This is a genomic window from Chitinophaga sp. 05T412, assembly GCF_056396465.1.
The window spans coordinates 60,880-85,697 of sequence record NZ_JBFTLN010000001.1 but is presented as its reverse complement, the minus strand read 5'-3'; the positions used below and the strand labels follow the sequence as shown (position 1 = coordinate 85,697).

Below are 24,818 nucleotides of genomic sequence, written 5' to 3'. Positions count from 1 at the left end.
TTCCTGGTAAGAAGCTATTTTTTGACACGCCTAAAAACAAAAGTATGATTTTCTTGTGTTCCTCTCAAAAAAGGGAATTCAGCCAATGGTCTTTACTTAAGAAGCTATTGATTATGAAACTGACAGTGTTATTCCTATTAGCTGTCTGCCTGCAATTGTCGGCCAAAACCAGTGCCCAGAATGTGACAATTACTGCAGACAAAACTTCATTGGAGAAAGTCCTGCGATCTATTACCAGGCAAACGGGTTATGACTTCTGGTTCGACAGTCATTTGTTGGAGCGCGCCAACAAAGTGGATCTGACGATTCGGGACATGCCCGTAGAAAAGGCGCTGGCCTTATGTTTCATCGGACAGCCCTTTGAGTACAAAATCCTTGATAAGACAATTATTATCAAAGAGCGGCCGCCTATTTCGCTGGTGATGTTGGCGGATATTATTATTAAAGGCCGTGTTACCGATGAAAAAGGGCAGGGGCTACCCGGTGCTACCGTGTCGCTCAAAGGCACCAGCAAAGGAACTACCGCGGATGCCAATGGTGCTTTCACGCTGCAGATTCCTGATAAAGGCGGTATTGTGGTCATTTCTTTCGTAGGATATGAACTAATGGAAATACCCGTTACCAAATCAGGTAACCTCGACATCACGCTGAAACCCGTCGACAAAAAGATGGATGAATTTGTGGTAGTGGGATATGGCACACAGAAGAAAACCAATCTTACCAGCTCAGTCAACGTAGTTAAAATGGATGAAGTAGCGGGCAACCGTCCGGCCAGTACGGCAGGTACCCTGTTACAGGGTATTGTGCCCGGATTACAGGTAACCTCTGGTACCGGCGAACCCGGCGGAGGCTTTGATTTCAATATTCGCGGTACCACCAGCATCAATGGCGGCGGGCCTTTAATCCTGGTAGACAACATTCCTTTCAGCGGCCCGATGAATATGCTGAACCCAAATGATATTGAAAGTGTAACCATTTTGAAAGATGCCGGATCAGCCGCTATTTATGGTGCGCGTGCCGCTTTTGGTGTTATACTGATCACTACCAAGAAAGGAACCAAAAACAGTAAAATAAAATTCGATTATAGCAACAACTTTACATTTTCTACTCCCAGCTCTATTCCCAAAGCAGCCAGCCCACTGGCTACCGTACAGGCTTATAAAGACATGGGATATGGCGCCTATTGGACCGGCCAAAACGTGGATAAATGGCTGCAATTCCTGAATGATTACAAAACAGATCCGGCCAAATATCCGCTGGGATATACTACCGATGCAGGTGTGAGGTATCAGCTGGCGCAATCAGATGTAATTGGTCAGTTATTTGACAACGCCGGTGTGCAACAGATGCACGACTTTGCCATCAGCGGAGGATCTGAAAAAACAGCCTATCGCCTTTCCCTGGGTACCGTCAATGAAGATGGTATCATGGTGTCCAGCGCGGATTCCTACAAACGTTACAACGTAAAATCTTTTGTTACCACAGATGTCACCAATTGGCTTACGGCCCAATTGGATGCCAGCTATTATAACTCGCTTAAATCAGATCCGAACAGTTCCTGGTTATGGAATACTGCCAGCAATAGCCCATCCTATGTGCCAACAGCAGATACGATGACCATTGGTGGAGTAGTATATCCTACTGGTACGCCTAAAAATTTATTGCTGAACTCCGTACCTACAACAGATAAAATAGATGATATCCGGTTAATGGGAAAAGTGATCGCCAAACCAGTAAAAGGCCTTACCCTCACCGGTGAATATCTCTTTGAAAATCTAAGGGAAACAGTCACCAGTTATAATAAGTCGTTTAACTATGCAGACATTTCCGAGTTTGTTGTTAAAACGACCGTACCTGTTAACAATGCGGCTTTCTATAAGTTTAATCAATCCGATAACAGAAGGACGCTCAACCTATATGCGAACTATAACAAATCATTCGGTGATCATAACTTCACGGTGATGGGTGGTTATAACCAGGATGATTTTCACCGGGAATCGCTTTGGGCAAATAAAACACAGATGATATCTGCTGATCTTCCTTCTATCTCTACCGCAGTAGGCAATCTTACCGCCGACGATAACTACCTGGAATGGAGTGTGCAAGGCTTTTTCGGACGTATCAACTATGACTATAAAGGAAAGTATCTGTTGGAAATTAATGGAAGAACAGATGGATCTTCTAAATTTCCTGCCAGCCACAGATGGGGCTTCTTCCCTTCCGCTTCCGCCGGATGGCGCGTTTCTGAGGAGAGTTTTATGCAACGCTTCAAACCTGTTTTATCAGAGTTGAAACTCAGGGCTTCATTAGGCGAAGTGGGTAACCAGGATATTGATCCCTATCGTTTCCTGGATGCCATGAATCCGGCATTGACAGGTTGGTTGGTGGGCGGCACGCGTCCAACTACCTTAAGCACACCCGGTTTGATTAGTCCTAATTTTACGTGGGAAACAGTGAGGACGCTGAACTTTGGTCTGAATGCAGGCTTCCTGGATAACCGGCTCAATTTGTCGGCCGACTGGTACAGACGGCAAACATTAAATATGCTGACCAGCGCCATTCAACTGCCAGCGGTATTAGGTACCGGCGCTCCGCTGCAAAATGCCGCCAATCTGCAATCACAGGGATATGAACTGCTGTTGGAATGGAGAGATAAAGTAGGCGATTTTAATTATTATATCTCTGCCAATCTCTACGACTTCAAATCAAAAATTACCAAATTCGATAATAATAAAGCCGGCTCTCTCAGCACTTATTATGTGGGTAAAGACCTGTCCGAAATATGGGGATATACCACCGATCGTTTATACCAGGAGTCTGACTTCGACAATGGCGTGATCAAATCCGGTGTTGTTAAACAAATCAGGAATGGTTCCAACCTGGTAACGCCTAACCCCGGAGATGTGCTGTACAAAGACTTTGATGGCGATGGGGTGATTACCAATGGCCAAAATACCCTGGCTAACCACGGCGACATGGCTATTATCGGTAACAACCGTTTGGCGTTACAATATGGTATCAATGGTGGCGTAAGCTATAAAAACTGGAGCTTCTCTTTTGTTATTGCCGGTGTAGGTAAGCGTGATCTCTGGATCAGTAATAACCTGACCTTCCCATACAACTATGAATTCGGTACCATTTTTCAACACGAATTGAACTACTGGACACCTACCAATACGGATGCCCATTACGGACGTATTTATGCCAAAGCAGCGGGTAATTCCGCCATTAACAAACTGGTGCAAACCAGGTATATGACCAATGCGGCCTACATGCGTATCAAGAACCTTAGCCTTGCTTACAGTATTCCTGAGTCTATGCTGAAGAGAATATCCTTTAACAAGTTACAGGTATTCTTCAGTGGAGAAAACCTCTTTACTTTCAGCAAGTTCCCTAAAGGTCTTGATCCTACTTCTACCATTGATAAAGGCTATGGTATCAATTATCCGATGATGCGGATGTTCTCCTTCGGTGTTAATGCTTCATTTTAATGACTGATTATTTAAAATGTGTGTAATGAAAAAAAGTACATTTCTACTATTGTCTTTGCTTACTGCAGCGGCCTGCAATAAAGACTATCTCAATAAATTACCATTGGATCAGATGACGGAAGCTACTTCCTTCAAAACAGCAGATAACTTTAAAACGTATATGTGGGGCTGCTATGAGTACCTACCTTACTATGATATTGATGTACCATCCGGGGAGTTCAATTCTGATAACTTCGTCAATGGATATAATGTTGCCAATAAATCACCTTATGCCTTTCAGCTGAAGATTATTCCTGCTGTTACAGGCGGTACACAGTGGGATTTCAGTTTTGTGCGCAGGGTGAATATTGCATTGGATAATATTGACCAGTCGGCGATGAGTCAAACAGACAAAGATCATTGGAGAAGTGTAGGCTACTTTTTCAGAGCGATGAAGTATTATGATTTGATGGCCGCTTATGGTGATGTACCCTGGATTGAGCACAAGGTGTCAGATACCTCTACCAGTGTGTTGTATGGTCCCCGGACTCCGCGGGATCAGGTAGCAAAAAATATCCTCGACAATTTGATCTGGGCGGAAGCTCATATCAAAACAGATGGAGATGGGCCTAATACCATTAACGTACATGCGGTGCGGGCGTTGTTATCGCGCTTTGGGTTGTTTGAAGGCACCTGGCGTAAATACCGGAATATGCCGGATGCAAATACTTATCTCAATGCCTGTAAAACATATTCGGAGAAGTTGCTGGCTTCTTTCCCGAATGTAATGAGCAGCTATGATGATGTATTTAACTCCGATGAACTGGTAGGTAAACCGGGTATTATCCTGGCGCGTCAATATATCACCGGACAAACAGGCCATAATGCTGCGCGTTATGTGCGTACTTCTTCCTGGGGCAGCGATTTATCGAAAGATGCCGTAGAAAGTTATTTATGTGCAGATGGTAAGCCTGTTTCCACCACCACTACCGGTTACAGCGACTCTACCATGAATGCGGAATTCAGGAAAAGGGACAGAAGGTTATATTTTACCGCGTTGCCTCCTTATAGAGTCATTGCGTCTGGTCAGGTAACTACGTTTACACGTACTGCTAATGCCTCCGATAATGAATTTATAGATTTTATGGCGACGTTGCCGGGCAATGATGCCAACCGGAAAAGATTGCCAGTGGCTAACTGGGCGGGGTATTACCTGTACAGGGCCCCCCACTTCCTGAATGATAAAACACCGGGAGCACAGGGTTTCATGAATACATCTACAGGATATTACTACTACAAACCATACAATACTTTCACAGACGTAAGTACGACCGGCGTAGCATCTACCGACTTCCCCATTTTCCGGATAGAAGAAGTGATGCTGAACTATGCAGAAGTGATGTCGGAGCTCGGACAATTTGATCAGGGCATTGCGGATAAAACGATTAATAAATTGCGCCCGAGAGCGGGCCTGCCTAATATGGTAGTAGCAGATATCAATGGCGCATTCGATAGTAAAAGAGATGCCAGTGTAAACCCGGTGTTATGGGAAATAAGAAGAGAAAGAAGGGTAGAGTTGATGGGAGATGGATTTAGATTTAATGATTTAAAAAGATGGAAGAAAGGAGAATATTTTAATAAGCAATTGTTAGGAGCTAAAGTAAAGGTATCCGATTATGGAGCAGGTACGCCAATCACTTTAAACAGTAACGGGTCAGTTGTATTTTACCCGGTGCCGGTAGGATGGCTGGATAAGTATTATCTGGAACCGGTTCCTTTGGAGCAAATACAACTCAATAACAATCTTGCACAAACGGATGGATGGAATTAGGTAAATAGGAAATAGCATACATGAAAGAAGCTGCCCCGATTTTTTGGGGCAGCTTCTTTATTTAGAGAGAAAGCCGAAATTATTGTTTCACCACTTTCATTGTTTTGCTTTGGGTACCCTGACTGATATGGATATAGTAAATACCCGGTGTCAGGTTTTGCCCAAGTTGGTAATTGATGCCGCTATTTATTTTTGTAGAATAGATAACGTTGCCGGAATTATTCATCATCATCAATAATACCGGGGCTTTTGAAGTAGCTGCCACTCTCACATTAAATACGCTACTGGAAGGATTGGGATATACCGTTGTTGTAAAATCAACCTTGCCTTGGGTGTTTAATTTGCTGTTGGCGAGTACCATTGTGTTTGGATTGGTATTCAAACTTTGCAACGTATCTCCCGGCGTGGTAGTCCGCACTTCAATGGCTGCAATGGAGCCACTGTAAGGATCGTACAATCCTTTTTTAGGATAGAAAAATACCATTATCAAACCGTTGGCATCTGTTTTTGCCCGGATGGTTTTTATAACGGCGGTATTCAGTTTGTTGCCTGCGGCCTGGTATATATTGAAGTCCGCCAGGCTATCCAGTCCATTGGTGGCTTTTACGCTAAATATCCGGTTGTTTTTCTGTGCATTCTCTGGTTCCACGAAGTGCAGGCGAATGGCGTAAACAGTGTTAGGGGTGAGTCCACGCAGATAGTAGCGCATCTGGGTGATATTGTCTTTGAATACGCGCATATACTCATATACCTGTCGTGGAGCGGGATCAATCACATGAGATACATCTACCGGTGAAGGTACGCTTTGAATCCAGGTATAACCGGCATGCCATAGTTTATCCGTGCCCGTTGGACCTTCGGGAACATATTGCGCAAAGGTAGTATTGGCATACGGAGTAGGAGGCGTGTTGGTGGTACCGGCATTGATGCCGTAAACCGCAGATTTATTGGTCTTTAATACTTCTATACAATAATCATCTACCCACACAGTACCAGGTCCCACCTTGGACACCCAGTAAGTTAGCCCGGTAGCAGTGTCAGGTACATTGATGGTATCTCTGATCTGCGCCCAGTTATCGCGATAAGCCACCACATTATCCACTTGTTTTTGATAGCTGGCATTGCCGGTAGCCTTGCCCAGGCTATCAATAAAACCAACTCCATATCCGCCCCACCAGGGATAATTATTAGTAGCGTCTTTTTCTACTTTTACCCATTGACTAAATACAATGATGCTGCCACCTCTTACGGGTATGGAATCTTTTATGTTCATGGAAATGGCCACTGTGCTATTACCCAATGCAGCGGCCTTATCGCCGGAATGGCCTTTGCCGCTAACGGCATATATAACACCCGGTGTAGCGATGTTATTTTTATAGGTGATCCAGTTAATAAGACCACTTTCAAAACCGTAATTAGGGATGCCTCCACAGGAATCAAACGGCACCACCGTTACAGGCAACGTGGTGGAAACGCCGGAGCTGTCCATTGTATTGACCGTGATGGTAACCGTACCTCGTTTAATGGCCGTGATAAAGCCGGCGCTATCAACGGTAGCTAATGTTGGATCGGAACTGTTCCAGGTTACTTTTTTAATGGAAGTATTTGCGGGTATAAAAGTAGGTATTACCCGCAGAGTATCGCGCTCGCCGATGATGGCGGTGGATGGTTGCAAAGTAAGACCAGTAGCCAGTACATTGGCCACGTGAATATTGGAAGCGGCGGCAATCGCGGGATTATCTGCTGAGGTAGCGGTGATGATGACATTGCCTTGTTTGATACCGCTGATAAGACCCGTGTTGCTTACTTTGGCCAGGGTGGTATCGGAAGAAGTCCATAGGACTCCTTTATTGCTGGCCTTCGCCGGTGTAATAGTAGCGTTCAGTTGTAAAGTAGATCCTACAAATACATTGGCAGCAGTACTATCCAATGTTAAAGTGGTAACAGGTATGTAGATGACAGTATAAGTTTTGATAGCTGTGAAATTGTTTTCTGCAGATGTTGCTTTGATGGTAACTATACCTGCTTTTTTTCCGGTGACGATACCATTCAGATCTACCGTAGCAATGGTATCGTTGGAGGATTTGTATACCAGGTTCCGGTTGGTGGCATTTACTGGTGTGGTGATCAGCTTCAGTGTGTCTTTATAGCTTACATACAAGTTGCTGCTATCTGAATTGATGCTGATTGCCTGCAGGGGGATGACAATCGCTTCCAGGGCGGCCACGGAAGCCATGTAAGGATCATTGGTGCCTGTCTTGGGAAAGAAGTACACGGTGATGATACCTGCATTGTCTGCTTTTGCTTGCAGGGTGCGTGTAATTACGGTGTTCAGTTTATTGCCGGCAGCCTGGTAAGGGTTGAAGTTGACGAGGCTGTCGCCGCCTGTTTTTACTGAAAATACCCGGTTTAGTTTATCCACATCACTGGACTCCAGGAAGTGCAGGCGCAACGAATAATTAGCATTCGGAATCAGGTTACGGAAATAGTAACGCAGTTGGGCCGAGGTATTTTTGGCGATGCGCATATACTCATATACCTGGCGTGGAGCAGGCGATGTCACCTGGCTAAGGTCCATGGTGGCGGTGTTGCGAACACTCCAGGTATATCCTGCATGCCACAGTTTATCGGTGCCAGCAGGTCCTTCCGGTAGGTACTGACCGATCGCTATGTTCTGATACGGCGTGGAGGGGCTACCGGTGGTAGCTGTAGAGCCGGCGTTGATGGCAGTTACAATGGTGTTCACTACCAGTTGTACCGTTTTGGTGAACCCACTATCAATCGCAGCAATGGTGAGGGTAGTAGTGCCCTGCTTTAAGCCGGTCACCATGCCGTTGGCGTCTACTCGGGCGATGGTGCTATCTGCTACTGACCAGTTCAGTGTTTTATTGGTCGTATTGGCAGGTATAACGGCAACGACTATCTGCTTAGGCGTGTTCATCGTACCGTACACCACACTGTCTACCGTAACCCCTGTTGACAGGATCGGCGGTATGACGACGATTTGCCGGCTATTCGTTTTCCCTCCATCCACCGAGGTGACCGTAATAGTGGCGGTACCTGCGTTGATGCCACTTACTTTTCCGAATGGGTCCACTTTGGCGATGGTGGTATCCGACGTGCTCCAGGTAACCGCCGGATTAGTCGGATAAGTAGGCGTGAGCTTTACATTCAGCTTCACGGAGAAGCCTTTTACAATAGTATCTGATGCGGCATTGGTAATTTCTACTGTTTGCACAGGGCCGCCTGCAGGAGAGCCGAAAAAGATACCATTGCCCACAGCAGCAACAAACATTCTTCCCTTGTTGTCGGCCGTAATATTCGGGGCTACGCCTGGCAACCGATCCGCGATGGTGACCCAGGTACGCCCGGTATCATCAGAACGGAAGGCGCCGTAAGTAATGCCATTGATAGGACTGGTCTGGCTGGTAACGTATAACGCCAGGTGTGCATTGGCGGTGGTGTCGGACATAGCGGCAGCTATCCATTTAGGTTTAAAATTATCGCCGCCTACTCTGCTGAAGGTTCTGCCGGTGTCTGAGGTATGGAAAAGGCCACTGTACGTTGGATCATCATTGTAAAATGCAATCCATACATCTCCGGTTTTTCCTGGTGTTACCTCTATATTAGAGTTAGTAGCATAAGCTGAGCCATCGGGGCTGGTACCACCATTTGCCGCCAGGCCGGCGGCCGTTGCTTTCTGGAATGATTTTCCACCATCAGCGCTCACATAAAAGGAACCACGATCCCAGATATAGAAATAATCGCCATTGACTTTATCCGCCACCAGGTGATTTTCCCCTGGAGTTATCATCCACTGGCTGCCTGAACGCAGTATCCCTGGAGTAAGCCCGGTGGATTTTGTCCAGGTGGTGCCCAGATCTTCCGACCAATAAACGTTACCAAGGCTATTGTTATCCATTTGGGTCAGCCAGAGTATGTTTCTCCGGTTAGCGGATACGGCTACACGCCCACGTATACCAGGCATTTTTCCAAAGCGGGTATAGGTGTCGCCGCCATCGGTGGAGTAGCCGGCACGCGAAAAACTGGTATCATTCAGCTCGGCGCCGTCGCTGCCTACACGTACCTGGAAATCAGGGTCGGTATACTGAAAAGCAACTCCCTGCATTTCAAATGCATGGAAAATATTACTGCGCAGGGAGGTATAAGAAACAGCGCCTTTGTTCAAAGGCTCTGTCAGAGAGCGGTGGGCAGCACCGCCAACATCTGCTGTAACGGAGAGTAGCTGGTTTTTTCCACTGGGAGGCGCCACCATGGGGCCTATTACCATGATTTCTTCAAGGCCCACCACACGGATTTTCCAGTTGCTGACAGGATCGAAGATATTATCTGTAGACAATACATCCAGCTGATCATTGATCCATACCCTGTTAGGATAAAAAGGGTCCCAGGTATAGCCAAACGCATTATGTGCAGGATCACCATAGCCGGCGCCGTCATTTGGAGAGTGTGGAGCTTCGGAATTGTCGCGGGTATACTTCCCCGGAGTATAAGTGCCACCCCCATCTTTTGAAATATAATAAGGGTCTTTTTGCCAGGTACCACGGGTAGTAACCACTATTTCGTTCGAATTGGCAGGATTTACTGCTACTTTGGAGAAGACCCGGGTCGTATCAGTTAAAACAATCGGAGAGATATTTTGCCAGCTGCCAGTCTTGTATTTAAACACTGCCTTTAGAACGGTGCCGCTACCAGCAGACACATAGAGGGTGCCATCTGTGTTGATAGTAGCCCGCAGTGGCAACAATGGACTGTTGCTCATCAGGGTGAACGAAACGCCGCCATCATTTGATACCCATACACCAGTAGGACGGCCAACATAAATCCGGCTGCTTACTGCTGCGCCATTGATAGTAGTGGTACCTCCACTTTTGTCGAAAAGCACAAAAGAGCAAACGCCAGTGGTAGTAAGATTGCTCACCTGCGTCCAGGTAGCACCGGCATTGTCTGATTGCCAGAGACCATTTCTGTCGGTGGCCACCAATACGCGGTTACTGTTGGCTGGGTCTACCTGTATGCGATCTCCATAACCCTGTGTTTCATTGGGGCGTACAATGATGGGCACATGGAGATCTGTCCAGGAGTCGCCCCTGTTGGTACTCTTCAGGATAGTACCCGGATTGTTGACACCTTTGCCGGGCCCAGAGCCGCCAGCATATTCTACGGTGGCATACAGAATATTTCCGGTAGCATCATTGGGGTCTATGCCGATGCTGCCGCAACGTTCGTTACCATCCCAGGACCAATAGTTGACCGGTATCTTGTCAAATAGCATTAAATGCTCCCACTTCTGCAGGTTTTTATTCCATCGGTAAGGAGTCCCTACATCAGTGGTAATGAAATACAGATCGGGTACTGCCGGGTGTGCCACAAAAGAGGGCAGCGCACCGGAGCCACCTATCCGGACCTGGTTCCAGGTGTACGTTTGGGCACGTATGCCCTGCGAAGCGGCCAGATAAAAAAACGTGAATAGTAAGATGTAGTAAACCTTTTTCATACTCATAGTGGAATTGTTAAGGGTTGTTTTAAATGATTCTGGTTTATGTGCGCTACGGCTATGGCTGTTCGTAATAATGTATAGGGAGATCTCTCGTAAATAAATTCCAGCTGGTAGATAAGTATACGTTTGTGAGAGATGAACTACGTAGTAGGAGGGAAGAAATATCTAGAAACAGAGGAAATACAGGATAACAGTAGTGTTCCATAAAATAAATAGTGGAAAAAGATTTTCCGGATAGTACACTTGCCTTTAAAACCGGGTATATAATTAGCAACAGCAGATGATGTGCGTAGCCCTTGTAAACACTGGCATTTCAACGCATTGTATCTGCATTTTCACTTTGATTTTTATTTTTAAATATCTGTAAATAATGGTAGTTTATGACTAATTTTGATCAGATGCCATACAATTCACGCCAGATAGCAAATTTTTTCATTAGATCCAGTCAGAACACTGGAGATGAGCTTACACCCATGAAGCTGATTAAATTATGTTATATCGCTCATGGCTGGAATTTAGCGTTGTATAATGAAGCGTTGCTGGATGAAGTTATTCAAGCCTGGCAGTATGGGCCTGTTATTCAAAGTCTTTACAGAGACTTTAAGCATTATGGTAATTCGCAAATTACTGAATTAATAAAGGCAGGAGATGGTTATCCACAGGCAGATTCAGCAGCCTTGCCCTTATTGAATAAGATATGGGAAGTGTATAAAAAATATGATGGTGTGCAGCTGAGCGCGATGACCCATCAGCCTGGAACCCCCTGGGATATTACCTGGAATGAGAAAGGAGGAAAACTACTTCGCGCAGCTATTATTCCGAATAATCTTATACGGCAACATTATCTCCAAAAAATTCAGCGTATTCCCAATGAACAACAAGCAGCCAGCAACTAGTGAGTTCCGGGAAGAAGCAGTTGGTCTGATTAGTGAAGAAGCGTTGAATGTTATATCCCGCTCAGATTACGAATTAAATGCACCAGATACTTTACGGGACCAGTTAGCCAATCAGGAACTTGAGCGCCAATTTAAAGAGGGCATACGGGGAGAAGATTATCGTATCCATATTCATCGGCTTGTCTGCATTGGTATGTACGTTATTGGCGCCATTATCATTTTGATGATTCTCATCAGAGCATTTCATTTTCTGTCCCCCGAGCGTTGGCATTGGTTGACAGATAAGGAGAATCAAGATATTGAGCGAATCATATTTGGTACTGTTTTTATTTCTGTCATCGGAAAATATTTTAAGAAATATAACCTCGTGGAAGAATCTTCTTCTCCCAAAAATTAACCTATAGCTTTTAAACGCTAAGCAGATGCGAAAGCATCTCCAGATCGGATGCAGTATCTGGTTGTATCTCAACAGGGAGATATTTATCAGCATTTATTTTCTGCTAATAAATATCTTCCTGCTAGCTATGCTCTATTTTTATTTTGGTGTAGTAGGTTAGTATCACTGATATCATTTACCCAGGCCTATCTGCTGCATTAGTGCTGCATTATCCCAGAACAATAGCTCTTCGGTCATTTTACCGCCTTGCCAGTGTCCTACAGTACACATACTGAGTTTAAAGGATTTACCGGTAGGGGGAATGGTTTTGCCATCACCGACAGGCATCGGTTTAGAGAAGGTGCCTGTCATTTCACCAATCACGCAAGTCCAGTCGCCGGAGCCAAATTTTACGGGGTGGCTGACTATTTTAGTATCGGGTGCAAAAACGAACATGGGTTCCAGTTGTTTGATATGTTCGGGCAGGTTTTTGGTTTGGTGTCCATCAGGATAGGTGACGATGATATCACCTGCGTGGCTGATGCTAAGAGAGTCCCATTTTTGGTGACTATAGAAATCGAAGTCGAGGGTGTCGAAGCGTTGTAGTCGTTCGGTGATGATTGCATTACCACCAGTGCCGGAAGTAGCCTGTTTTAAAGCATTTTGGAGCGAATCTATTTTTGCCTGGAGGTTGCTGTTATTTTGCTGGCAACCAACGAAAAAGAGGGCTAGGAAGAGAAGGTAAGCGCTTTTCATAATCAGGATGTAAGATGGTGAGTAGGAATAACAAAAAATAGTGGTGGCTGGTTGTTTGTTACAAAAAATGCCCCCCGCTGTTGCGGAGGGCATTTGCATTTATACTTACATAAACCCTTATGCACTACATGTAACACAACCTTCTTCCATGGTACATACTGCACCCACAATGATCTCTTCTTCCTGGTTGCCACCGCTGCCGGCAGCCACCACTGGTTGCATTTGCTGACCGCCTTGTTTTTCCACCGTAAATTGTACGGCTTGAGCGGCAGCCTGGGTACGCAGATAATACATACCTGTTTTCAAACCTTTCTTCCAGGCGTAAAAGTGCATAGAGGTCAGTTTGGCATTGGTAGGAGTGTCAACAAACAGGTTCAGTGACTGAGACTGGCAGATGAAAGCACCGCGATCGGCCGCCATGTCAATCAGGTTACGTTGTTTGATTTCCCATACTGTTTTATACAGTTCCTTGATATTGGTAGGAATTTCGGCAATGTTCTGGATAGAGCCATTCTGCGAAATAATCTTCGTTTTCATGTCATTATCCCACAGGCCCAGTTCTACCAGGTCTTTCAGCAGGTGTTTGTTTACAATCACAAACTCACCACTCAATACACGACGGGTGTAGATGTTGGAAGTGTATGGTTCAAAGCACTCGTTGTTACCAAGGATCTGAGAAGTAGAAGCGGTAGGCATTGGCGCCAGCAACAGGGAGTTGCGGATACCGTCTTTTACGATTGATTTCTTCAGTTTTTCCCAGTTCCAGCGTGAAGAAGGTTTTACACCCCACATATCAAACTGCAGGATACCTTTAGACGCAGGAGAGCCAGGGAAGGTTTCGTAGGCGCCGTCTTTTTTAGCGAGGTCGGTGGAAGCGTTTAAGCCGGCGAAGTAGATGGTTTCAAATATTTCGCTGTTCAGTTTTTTCGCTTCGTCGCTTTCAAACGGATAACGCATCAGGATAAACGCGTCGGCGAGACCTTGCACACCTAATCCAACAGGGCGGTGGCGCATGTTACTGCGTCTGGCCTCTTCGATAGGGTAGTAGTTATTGTCGATGATTTTATTCAGGTTCAGCGTAGCCTGGTAAGTTACTTCGTATAATTTGTCGTGGTCAAATTTACCGTCGATTACAAAGCGTGGCAGGGCGAGGGAAGCCAGGTTACATACGGCTACTTCGTCTGCATCAGTGTATTCGATGATTTCTGTACACAGGTTGGAACTTTTGATAGTACCCAGGTTTTGCTGGTTGGATTTGCGGTTGGCAGAATCTTTATACAGCAGGTATGGGTTACCGGTTTCAATTTGTGCATCGAGAATGGCGAACCAGAGGTCTTGTGCTTTGATGGTTTTGCGGGCACGACCTTCTTTCTCGTATTGTTCGTAGAGTGTTTCAAATGCTTCACCCCAGCATTCGTGCAGTCCTGGTGCTTCATGAGGGCAGAACAATGACCAGTCGCCATTGGCTTCTACACGTTTCATGAACAGGTCAGGCATCCAGAGGGCGTAGAACAGGTCACGGGCGCGCATCTCTTCTTTACCGTGGTTCTTACGCAGATCCAGGAATTCGTAGATGTCGGCATGCCATGGTTCCAGGTAAATAGCGAAAGCGCCTTTACGTTTACCACCACCCTGGTCTACATAGCGTGCAGTATCGTTAAATACACGCAGCATAGGAATGATGCCATTGGAAGTACCGTTGGTACCGCTGATATAAGAACCGGTAGCGCGGATGTTGTGGATGCTTAATCCGATACCGCCGGCGCTCTGGGAAATTTTGGCGGTTTGTTTCAGGGTGTCGTAGATACCTTCGATGCTATCGTCCTGCATGGTGAGGAGGAAGCAGGAAGACATCTGCGGTTTAGGTGTACCAGCGTTGAAGAGGGTAGGTGTGGCATGTGTAAACCAACGCTCACTCATCAGGTTGTACGTTTTGATGGCAGACTCAATATCTTCTTTGTGAATGCCTACAGATACGCGCATCAGCATGTGCTGTGGACGTTCCTGTATTTTACCATCTGTTTTCAGCAGGTAAGAACGCTCCAGGGTTTTGAAACCAAAGTAATCAAATGCAAAATCGCGGTCGTAGATAATGCTGGAATCCAGGATGTCTGCATTATTTTCAATGATCTCCCAGATTTCATCAGACAATAACGCAGCTGATTTACCGGTTTTAGGATCAATGTAATCATACAGTTTCTTCATCGTTTTAGAAAACGACTTGATCGTATTTTTGTGCAGATTGCTTACTGCTATGCGCGAAGCCAGCAGGGCGTAATCCGGGTGTTTGGTCGTGAGGGAAGCGGCTGTTTCTGCAGCCAGGTTGTCAAGTTCGCTGGTGGTTACCCCATCATACAAACCTTGTATTACTTTTTTTGCTACATCAATTGCATCAACATATTCAGTATTGAAACCGTAACAAAGTTTTTCAATACGGGCAGTGATTTTGTCGAACTTCACTGCTTCTTTTCTGCCATCTCTTTTAATTACGAACATGGGTTTGCGAATTTAAGAGGTTAGTAATTCAATTAGTTTAAAAATCTTCTTCCAGGGTGAATGTCTGTGATTCTTTCGTACCACCCATTACACCTGATTTTTGGTAATCGCCCACACGTTTTTCAAAGAAATTTGTCTTGCCCTGTAATGAAATCATTTCCATGAAGTCAAATGGATTAGACGCATTAAATATCTTGGAGTAGCCCAGTTCACCTAACCATCTGTCGGCCACAAATTCAATGTATTGCGACATCAGGTCAGCGTTCATACCAATCAAACCAACTGGCAGGGCTTCTGTGATAAATTCTTTTTCATAAGATACCGCATCACGGATGATGTTGTGTACCTGTTCCTGGCTCAGCTTATTTTCCAGCATGCTATAGAGCAGGCAGGCAAATTCGCAGTGCAGTCCTTCGTCTCTGCTGATCAGTTCGTTAGAGAAGGTCAAACCTGGCATCAGACCTCTTTTCTTTAACCAGAAAATAGAGCAGAAGCTACCGCTGAAGAAAATACCTTCTACGGCGGCAAAAGCCACCAGGCGTTCTGCGAAGCTGCCGTTCTCGATCCAGCGCAAAGCCCATTCAGCTTTCTTTTTCACCGCAGGCACGGTGTCAATAGCGTGGAATAAACGATCTTTCTCTGCCGCATCTTTCACGTAAGTGTCAATCAGCAAAGCATATGTTTCAGAGTGGATATTTTCCATCATGATCTGGAAACCGTAAAAACAACGGGCTTCCGGAATCTGTACCTCACTCATAAAGTTTACCGCCAGGTTCTCATTTACAATACCATCACTGGCAGCAAAAAATGCCAGTACATGAGAGATGAAATGACGTTCACCGTCATTTAACCCCGCCCAATCCTTCAGGTCACTGCTTAAGTCTATTTCTTCTGCTGTCCAGAAACTCGCTTCGTGCTTTTTATATTGCTCCCAAATTTTAGGGTATTTGATCGGCAATAACACAAAACGATCCTTGTTCTCTTTTAAAAGAATTTCATTCTCGTTACTCATCTGTTAATTATTTTATGGGTACTGTCGAAGGTTTTTGGTTTTTCTGTTTGGGGTCAGCATACTGAAATCTACACCTCATCTCCTCACATCAATCATATTTCAACATTCCTGCATCCTAAAATCCATACGCTCAGGATTACAAATGTAAGCATCCAGTTTAGGGAGCTGCTTTTTAGTTTTCAACAGGTGTGGAAAAAGATATAGAACATTCTCGGATTACAGTGGCATAGCATGTTTCACGGGTTGAACAACCACACTATATATAATATCATCCCCATGTGAAAATGGAACTGCGGTAATACCGCGATATATGATGATTTTTTTGCTGGCAGGCCTAACGCTATGATGGTCAATCAAAAATGCGCCGGAAAAAATTTTTGTTAAAAAGGGTGGATATAGTGTATATATATGCGTTAATTTTTCATATTTACATTTTTAAGCTATTACGTATGTCCAAACCGGTTATTGCCTTTCGCGCTGTTAAAAAGAACTATCAGGATGTGCCCATCCTGGATATTGCCCAGCTAGAACTGCCTGCAGGTATCTACTGGATGCAGGGCGAAAATGGGGCCGGTAAAACCACCTGTATGAAGGTGATGGCGGGTTTAATCCCTTTTAAAGGGGAAATAGTACTACAGGGCAATGTAAGCAGCCGGGAACACCCGGTGCAGTTTCGCCGATTGATCAACTACGGGGAGGCAGAGCCATTATATCCCTCTTTCCTGACGGGGCGCGACTTACTGGACCTGTATCTCAACACGAAAGGAGGTGACAGGGATCATATCCGTGACATTAGCGGAAGACTGGGTGTGGATATCTATGTTAATAACCCTGTAAGCACCTACTCCAGTGGCATGCTCAAAAAGCTGTCATTGCTGTTGGCCTTTACTGGCAACCCCGCCCTGATCCTGCTCGACGAACCACTGATCACCATAGATACCCGCGCACTGGCCATATTGTATGACCTGATCCGCACCTATAGCGCCAATGGCGTTTCTTTTTGTATCACTTCCCACCAGCCACTGGATGCGGAAGAATTAACGGTAACGGGCACCCTGAAAGTAGCTCATAAAAACATTACGCTCAGTTAATATGCGTACCACTTCAGCGATACTCAGTAAAATATTCACACAACGATTTTATATTCAGAATACCGGGTTTTTCCTGGTCCTGTTTTATGGATTGTTCGGCGTAGTAAACGGCGCTAACCTCTTAGCTTATCATAAAGGATTAATGCTGGGCTTCCTCGGAAATTATACTTTCCTTTTCATTGTACTGCTGCTGTGGACCGCCTACGCATTGAAATGCAGCGGATTTATCCTGAAAACATTTAACCTGCAGGGATTTGATTTTTTATACCCTACTATGGGTAGTATTCAAAAAACAGCCCGCATACGGATCTGGTTTCTGCTGCATACGGCTATTTATATGCCGGTGCTGGTATATGCAGGCATCGCGTTCCTATTCGCCATACAACAACATTACTACCTACCCGCTGCCTTGATATTGATACTTAATGTTGCCAATTGCATATGGCCGTTAGCATTATATGAAAGAAAATTGTCGCAGCCCGATATCATCTTTTTCACCGGTCACCTGCAACGATGGATCAACCGGCATTTCACCAAACCGCCAGTACTGTTTTTTATTTACGAACTGCTCACGAATTTCCCACGCCGCATTGTCAGCACCAAGCTGTTTTCTGCTTTTGTGCTGTGGCTCACGTTTCTGATCATGCGCCGCGGCGAATATTTTGATCTCCGTGGACTGCAAATTGGCGTCATGCTGAGTGTGCTCACACACATGCAACTCATGGTCCATCACCGCGCTTTCGATGATACCTACCTCAATTTCATGGAAAACCTGCCGATCTCGTTAGCCAGACATTATTCACGACTTATCGGTGTATATATTATTATGTTTTTACCGGAGATGATCATCATTACCGCTAACGCCTATACGAAAACTTCCCCGATGGGGCTGATCACTGTATTTGCTACTGCTTTATCATTGCTCATCTTATTCCGCGTTCTGTTATTTTTTCCGAAAATGAATCCGGAAGTACATGTCAGATATACCCTGCTCACCTCCTTCATTGTATTATTCATGGTGCTCGGAAATTATGAATGGCCGGCTGTCCTGTTGTTACAGGTAGCATCGGCCATCATCTTCTTTAAAAAATATCGTCAGTACGAACCGTACATCGAATCAACTTCCTGAGCTCATTTTATCACTCAGCTTTGCCAGCGATTCCAGTAACAACGGGAATTGCGTGAGCAGAAATTCGTCTGTGAGGTTACCGGATTCATCAAATTTATGCGGCGCATGACCAATCATGATCTCTGGCTTATTCACCACATACGCATTCAGAAATACCATCACCTGGCGTAAATGATACTGCATTCTTGCGGTGCCTATTTGCCCCTGTGACGCTCCCATAATCGCTACCGCTTTTTCAGAAAATGGTTTGTCGGGGTGCCGGGAAACCACGTCTATGAAGTTTTTCAGCGCACCAGGAATAGAATAATTGTATTCAGGAGAAACAATCACCACGCCATCTGCTGCCTTGATTTTGTTCACCAGCGGCACTACTTCTTCAGGTAACTGCTCGGTGTGTAAATCTGCATTGTAGAAAGGGATATTATCAAAATGTACCTGCTCAATTTTGATGTGAGAAGGCGCCAGGCTTTGCAGCGCTTTTAACGCCATGGTGTTGTAAGACCCTTTACGGAGACTTCCGGAGATAGCAATAAAATGGTACTCTTTTTTCGCAGACATATGCTCAGATGTTTTATGTCTGCGAATATATATTTTTATTGATGGAAAAGCCTATTTATATACGCTTCTCTTTATTCACAAATTTCCGGTGAATTACTTCCTGTACAGGGATACTTTCAATTTTACTTTCCAGCCACGAAATAATATCCAGGTAAAGGAAGGAACGGCGCTCATACGGGTCCTGTGAAATCTGTTCCAGTCGGCTCTTCAGGTCTACGAAGGCACTACGTAACGCTTTCGGGTTGGCATAAATATACCGGCGCAAAAACTTCATAATTTCTTCCATCACCAATCCCAAATCTTTGTGTTTCGAAATAAAGTGATATACCGATTTAATCAGGTATTCTACAAGGCTGTAATTTTCCAGCTCATAGTGTGCAATCAGGTGCAGGATGCGGGCAAAGCATTGTATGTCGGCCCGCAGATTACCGATTTTTAAATTGATGATTTTATTGAGATAAACAATGGCTTTGCTGTTATCTCCGCTACCAAAATATAAACAGGCTATTTTGTAATAAAATACCAGTACCCGGTGCTGATCTATTTTTAAGGTATGGTTACTGATCTCCGTTTCCAATTCTGGTACCATCGCCAAACCCTGACTGAACGTGCCTTCCAGGAAGTAGCGGTTGATTTTGGCGGTGTATAAATACACAAACGCCGAAGTGCGGGTATTCTCGTGGAAACTGTCCTGGTTTTCTTTTATAAATTCTTCCAGGTCTTGCAGCGCCGATTTAAATTTCTCTGAATTGGACGTATAAAAATGCGCGGTCAGCAGGTTATGCTGGGCCTTGATGTATAAGTCCATATCCGTGTGTTGCAATGATGGATAGGCGCGGAACAGGTCTACCCATTTCTGGGTGTAGCGGTAATACATCACGAAGTCCTGCAAAATATAGTAATACCAGCTGGAAGCCTGGTACATATACACTTTCTCATAAAAGCTCATGTGCGCGTGCTGTAATGCAGGCAGCTGGCTCTCAAAGAAGGATTTCACCATTTCTCCGTCGCGTTCGTTGCGGGCGTGTCCCAGCTTGAGGTACAGGCCGTACATGCGTAACGACAAAGTAGACAGGCGACTGATATTCGTGAGTTGTTGCTCTATTTGTCTGGACTCGGCGCTTAATACTTCGGCGCGGTTTTCCAGGCTACGGGTGATATGCCGGGATTCTATCAGCTTTTCAAACTCCACAATTTCATAGGTCAGCATGACTTCTTCCTGTTCCAGCGCCATCGTTTTAGCTTTGGCCAGGATCTTCAGGCTCTGGTTATAGAGTCCTTTGTTGTAAAGCACCCGCGCATGATCCAGTTGCTCGCGGAGATCGATCAGGGGGTCTTTCTGCTTGTATAGCTGCCGTAAGCTGGACAACAGGTGTTTGTAAAGATGGGCTTTTACATTCGACAACTGTTGCTTTTTGATATCGGTGATCTTCTTTAAGATCTGCTCCTCATCGTATTCTTTCATTTTGTCCAGCGTAGTGAAAAGCTGGATGAATAATACGTCTTCCTTGGTATTGTTTTTATTAAACGCCAGCTGAAAATTGCGTTTTTCCGCTTTTGTTAGTGTTTTTATTAATATGAATAAGGCGTCGCTTTGACTGTTGGGCATCGTTATTAAAATCTTGTAAAATGCTGATAAACAATATGTTGATGTGTATCGGAGGCTGTTAAAGGTTGTAATTAAAGCAAATTTAACGATATGTCAATTAATTAATGACCGTTAGATTTGAAGGTATAAATAATTCTAAAAGGAAGCAAAAGGATGGGAAAAACGTTATTTGATAAAATCTGGGATGGCCACGTTGTGGCGAATAAGCCGGGGCATCCCGATGCTGTGTACATCAACACGCACTTTATTCACGAGGTAACCAGCCCCCAGGCATTTGACGGACTACGTAAGCGGAACGTTCCGGTATTTCGTCCTGCCAAAACCAGGGCTACCGCGGATCACAACGTACCTACCCTGCACCAGGATCAGCCTATCAAAGAAGCATTGAGCCGCCACCAGGTGGAAATGCTCACTAAAAATACCGCCGAATTTGGAGTAGAACTGTATGGTCTGGGACACCGGTTCCAGGGCATTGTGCACGTAATCGGACCGGAACTGGGTATCACCCTGCCGGGCATGACCATTGTATGCGGCGATAGCCATACCAGCACCCATGGCGCTTTTGGCGCAGTAGCATTTGGAATCGGTACCTCCGAAGTAGAACAGGTACTGGCTACCCAATGTATCCTGCAATACAAGCCCAAACGCATGAAGATTGAAGTGAACGGACAATTGGGCAAGGGCGTACTCTCGAAAGACATCATTCTATATATTATCTCTAAGATATCCGCTTCCGGTGCTACAGGCTATTTTGTGGAATATGCCGGAGAAGCCATCCGCAGCCTCAGCATGGAAGCCCGCATGACCATCTGTAACATGAGCATCGAAATGGGTGCACGTGGTGGATTGATTGCACCGGATGACACCACCTTTGAATATATCAAAGGCCGCGAATTCGCGCCTAAAGGAACCGACTGGGATCAGTCGCTCGCCTTCTGGAAAACCCTGTACACCGATCAGGACGCCGAATTCGATAAAGTACTCACTTTCGATGCGGCCGATATTGAGCCGCAAATAACCTATGGCACTAATCCAGGTATGGGAATGGGCGTCACCCGCCACATTCCCGCCCTGGAGCAACTGGACGAAAAAGAAAGACCCTCTTTCAAAAAATCGCTCGAATACATGGAACTCCAGCCAGGCGCCGCTTTGCTGGGTAAAAAAGTGGATTATGTGTTCATCGGTAGCTGCACCAACTCCCGTATCGAAGACCTCCGCCTCGTAGCTGACTTCGTGAAAGGCAAACAGAAGGCCGATGATGTAGTGGTATGGATAGTACCTGGTTCCAAACAGGTAGAAGCCCAGGCCATAGAAGAAGGTATCGATAAAATATTTGCCGCCGCAGGCTTTCAGTTGCGTGAACCCGGTTGCTCTGCCTGCCTGGCCATGAACGAAGATAAAATACCAGCCGGCATGTATTGCATCTCTACTTCTAACCGGAACTTCGAAGGTCGTCAGGGACCCAATGCCCGCACCTTCCTGGCCAGCCCGCTCACCGCAGCAGCAGCAGCCATCACTGGTAAAGTAACAGATGTAAGAGCATTATTAGCTTAGTTAGCACGGAAATAACAACAGCCATGGATCAATGGAACGCCGATTTATATAAAGAAAAGCACGCCTTCGTGTTTGAATATGGTAACAGCCTGGTAGACGCCTGGCTCCAACCACAAGCCGGAGAAACCATACTGGACCTGGGTTGCGGTACCGGTGAACTAACCGCGCAACTGGCACAACAGGGCGCCATCGTTACCGGGATAGATGCTTCTCCAGCCATGATACAAAGCGCCAGCGCCAACTTCCCGGAAGTGACCTTTGTGGTGGGAGATGCTACCAGTTTCTCGTTACCACAACAGTTTGATGCGATCTTCTCCAATGCTGCCCTGCACTGGGTACGTGAAAAAGAGCAAGCCATCGAAAGGATGTACGCCCACCTGAAACAAGGTGGCCGGCTGGTACTGGAAATGGGTGGTAAAGGCAATGTGCAGCAGATCCTGACAACACTGGAGAAAGCCATGGCACAACGTGGATATACCTACGAACCATTCTGGTATTTCCCTTCCCCCGCAGAATATGCCACCCTGCTGGAAAAGGCCGGATTCAAAATAGACCGCGTGCATTTCTTTGATCGTCCTTCCAAGCTGGTAGATCCTGCAACAGGTATCAGCGACTGGCTGGAAATGTTTGGTGGCCACTTCTTTGCAAACGTACCGGAAAAAGATAAAGCCGCCATTTTGCAACAGGTGCAGCAGGAGCTGGCGCCTCAGCTGATGAGAAATGGCGCCCTATATGCCGACTATGTACGTTTAAGAGTTGCTGCCACAAAAATTTAAATTGTAAAAATCACCATGAGTAAAATATTTGAACACCTCGTTTCATCTGCGGTACCTGTACCCATCGAAAATATAGATACAGATCAGATCATCCCGGCACGCTTCCTCAAAGCAACTACCAGAGACGGTTTCGGAGAGAATCTGTTTCGTGATTGGCGCTTTGATGCCAACAACCAACCGAAAGCAGATTTCGTGATGAACAATCCGATCTATGGTGGTAAAGTGCTCGTAGCCGGTAAAAACTTTGGTTGCGGTTCCTCCCGTGAACACGCTGCCTGGGCCATTGCTGACGCAGGCTTTAAAGTAGTAGTGAGTAGTTTTTTTGCAGATATCTTCAAGAATAACGCCCTCAACAACTTCATTCTCCCGGTACAGGTATCTGAAAACTTCCTGGACAATATCTTCAAAGCCATCGAAGCCGATCCTAAAGCTGAACTGGAAGTAGACCTCGAAAACCAGTTCATCAAAATTGTGGCTACCGGCGAAAAAGAAAGCTTCGACATCAATCAGTATAAGAAAACCTGCCTGTTAAACGGCTATGATGATATTGATTACCTGCTCAGTCTCCGCAAGGAAATTGAACAATATGAAACTACCAGACCATTTAATTTCTAATCTACCAAAGACAAACAGCTAAACACTAAAACCATATATGGGCGTTGAGAAGAAAATACTAGTAATACCCGGCGATGGAATCGGACAGGAAGTAACCGCATGGGGCCAGAAAGTGCTGATGACAATAGCTAAAAACTATCAGCACACTTTCACCTTCGAAGAAGGTATCATGGGCCACGTTGCCATAGAAGCTACCGGAGATCCGCTACCTGAAGAAACTCTACAGAAAGCAAGGAAGGCAGATGCCATCCTGTTTGGTGCCATTGGTCACGCTAAATACGACAACGATCCTACGCTGAAAGTAAGACCAGAACAGGGCTTGCTGAAAATCAGAAAAGAACTGGGATTGTATGCCAATCTTCGCCCTATAAAACTATTTGATGAACTGCTGGAAGCCTCCAGCATTAAACCGGAAATACTCCGTGGTGCAGATATTCTCTTCTTCCGCGAGTTAACCGGTGATGTATATTTCGGTGAAAAAATCAGAACGGCAGACCGCAACACCGCTTCTGACCTGATGATTTATCACCGCTATGAGGTAGAACGTATTGCCCGTAAAGCTTACGAAGCAGCACGTACGCGTCGCAAAAAACTCTGCTCTGTGGATAAAGCCAATGTGCTCGAAGCCAGCCGCCTCTGGAGAGAAGTTGTACAGGAAGTAGCGAAGGAATATCCGGATGTGGAAACGGAACACATGTTCATCGACAACGCTGCCATGCAGCTGATCAAAGATCCAAAGCGTTTCGACGTAGTAGTTACCGGTAACCTGTTTGGAGATATCCTGACAGATGAAGCCTCTCAGATAGCAGGTTCTATGGGTATGCTGGCATCTGCTTCTGTAGGTGACAGCATTGGTTTCTACGAGCCTATCCACGGATCAGCGCATGATATTGCCGGCAAAGGTATTGCCAATCCGCTGGCATCAATCTTATCTGCTGCCCTGATGCTGGATATTTCTTTCGGTCTGAAAACAGAATCCCAGCGTGTGATCAAAGCGGTGGAAGCTACGCTCAGACAAGGCTACAGAACAATGGATATCGCGAACAAGCACATTGTAAACGATTTCGTTATGGGTACCGATGCAATGGGTGCTAAAGTATTAGAGAATCTGAATTAATCATTCATAAA

The 24,818-nt window shown here is 45.5% G+C and carries 16 protein-coding genes; 10 read left to right on the top strand and 6 right to left on the bottom strand.

All coding sequences use genetic code 11. The features are described 5' to 3' along the window. Positions 1–113 precede the first annotated feature (113 nt). Positions 114–3,491: a TonB-dependent receptor gene (locus AC1DFM_RS00340; RefSeq protein ID WP_477074736.1), complete on the top strand. Its 3,378-nt coding sequence runs from the start codon at positions 114–116 to the stop codon at positions 3,489–3,491. A 25-nt stretch (positions 3,492–3,516) separates the two neighbouring features. Then, positions 3,517–5,301 carry a RagB/SusD family nutrient uptake outer membrane protein gene (locus AC1DFM_RS00335; protein WP_477074735.1) on the top strand — a complete coding sequence of 595 codons (1,785 nt, stop codon included), beginning with the start codon at positions 3,517–3,519 and terminating at the stop codon, positions 5,299–5,301. Positions 5,302–5,380: 79 nt separating this feature from the next. Here the strand turns inward: AC1DFM_RS00335 and AC1DFM_RS00330 are convergent, their stop codons facing one another. Beyond that, positions 5,381–10,825 (bottom strand): Ig-like domain-containing protein, encoded by a 5,445-nt coding sequence (locus tag AC1DFM_RS00330; protein WP_477074734.1) that lies wholly within the window; start codon positions 10,823–10,825, stop codon positions 5,381–5,383. Between the two features lie 377 nt (positions 10,826–11,202). Here AC1DFM_RS00330 and AC1DFM_RS00325 point away from each other — a divergent pair, with 377 nt between their 5' ends. Both AC1DFM_RS00325 and AC1DFM_RS00320 read left to right on the top strand, forming a co-directional pair. Then, on the top strand, positions 11,203–11,718 hold the full coding sequence (locus AC1DFM_RS00325) for a Panacea domain-containing protein (RefSeq protein ID WP_477074733.1): 516 nt from the start codon (positions 11,203–11,205) through the stop codon (positions 11,716–11,718). Then, positions 11,693–12,115: a hypothetical protein gene (locus AC1DFM_RS00320; protein ID WP_477074732.1), complete on the top strand. Its 423-nt coding sequence runs from the start codon at positions 11,693–11,695 to the stop codon at positions 12,113–12,115. Before AC1DFM_RS00325 ends, AC1DFM_RS00320 begins: the two co-directional genes overlap by 26 nt. 171 nt (positions 12,116–12,286) lie before the next feature. Here the strand turns inward: AC1DFM_RS00320 and AC1DFM_RS00315 are convergent, their stop codons facing one another. The 3 genes from AC1DFM_RS00315 to AC1DFM_RS00305 form a co-directional block, all read right to left on the bottom strand. Continuing rightward, the gene (locus AC1DFM_RS00315; protein ID WP_477074731.1) at positions 12,287–12,850 is read right to left on the bottom strand and encodes an ester cyclase; all 564 of its coding nucleotides are present in this window, start codon (positions 12,848–12,850) and stop codon (positions 12,287–12,289) included. A gap of 117 nt (positions 12,851–12,967) precedes the next feature. Then, positions 12,968–15,346, bottom strand: coding sequence for a ribonucleoside-diphosphate reductase subunit alpha (locus AC1DFM_RS00310; protein WP_477074730.1), 2,379 nt, complete (start codon positions 15,344–15,346; stop codon positions 12,968–12,970). Positions 15,347–15,383: 37 nt separating this feature from the next. After that, complete coding sequence (locus AC1DFM_RS00305; protein WP_477074729.1) at positions 15,384–16,358, bottom strand: ribonucleoside-diphosphate reductase small subunit; 975 nt, start codon at positions 16,356–16,358, stop codon at positions 15,384–15,386. Positions 16,359–16,807: 449 nt separating this feature from the next. Here AC1DFM_RS00305 and AC1DFM_RS00300 point away from each other — a divergent pair, with 449 nt between their 5' ends. Together AC1DFM_RS00300 and AC1DFM_RS00295 are read left to right on the top strand one after the other, a co-directional pair. Then, complete coding sequence (locus AC1DFM_RS00300) at positions 16,808–17,449, top strand: ABC transporter ATP-binding protein (protein WP_477074728.1); 642 nt, start codon at positions 16,808–16,810, stop codon at positions 17,447–17,449. A 1-nt stretch (position 17,450) separates the two neighbouring features. Then, a complete protein-coding gene (locus tag AC1DFM_RS00295) occupies positions 17,451–18,578 on the top strand; it encodes a hypothetical protein (protein WP_477074727.1) in 1,128 nt (375 codons plus the stop codon). Here the strand turns inward: AC1DFM_RS00295 and AC1DFM_RS00290 are convergent. Both AC1DFM_RS00290 and AC1DFM_RS00285 read right to left on the bottom strand, forming a co-directional pair. After that, entirely contained in the window at positions 18,567–19,136 is a 570-nt protein-coding gene (locus AC1DFM_RS00290) for an NADPH-dependent FMN reductase (RefSeq protein WP_477074726.1), read from the bottom strand. The two genes, AC1DFM_RS00295 and AC1DFM_RS00290, sit on opposite strands and share 12 nt — an antisense overlap. A gap of 55 nt (positions 19,137–19,191) precedes the next feature. Further along, positions 19,192–20,745: a hypothetical protein gene (locus tag AC1DFM_RS00285; protein ID WP_477074725.1), complete on the bottom strand. Its 1,554-nt coding sequence runs from the start codon at positions 20,743–20,745 to the stop codon at positions 19,192–19,194. A 153-nt stretch (positions 20,746–20,898) separates the two neighbouring features. Here AC1DFM_RS00285 and leuC point away from each other — a divergent pair, with 153 nt between their 5' ends. Genes leuC through leuB form a run of 4 tightly spaced genes read left to right on the top strand, consistent with a single transcriptional unit; the run spans position 20,899 to position 24,807 of the window. Continuing rightward, on the top strand, positions 20,899–22,299 hold the full coding sequence (gene leuC / locus AC1DFM_RS00280) for a 3-isopropylmalate dehydratase large subunit (RefSeq protein WP_477074724.1): 1,401 nt from the start codon (positions 20,899–20,901) through the stop codon (positions 22,297–22,299). Positions 22,300–22,322: 23 nt separating this feature from the next. Further along, the gene (locus AC1DFM_RS00275; protein ID WP_477074723.1) at positions 22,323–23,075 is read left to right on the top strand and encodes a class I SAM-dependent methyltransferase; all 753 of its coding nucleotides are present in this window, start codon (positions 22,323–22,325) and stop codon (positions 23,073–23,075) included. Between the two features lie 15 nt (positions 23,076–23,090). Continuing rightward, positions 23,091–23,690, top strand: coding sequence for a 3-isopropylmalate dehydratase small subunit (gene leuD / locus AC1DFM_RS00270; protein ID WP_477074722.1), 600 nt, complete (start codon positions 23,091–23,093; stop codon positions 23,688–23,690). A 37-nt stretch (positions 23,691–23,727) separates the two neighbouring features. After that, complete coding sequence (gene leuB / locus AC1DFM_RS00265; protein ID WP_477074721.1) at positions 23,728–24,807, top strand: 3-isopropylmalate dehydrogenase; 1,080 nt, start codon at positions 23,728–23,730, stop codon at positions 24,805–24,807. Positions 24,808–24,818: the final 11 nt, after the last annotated feature.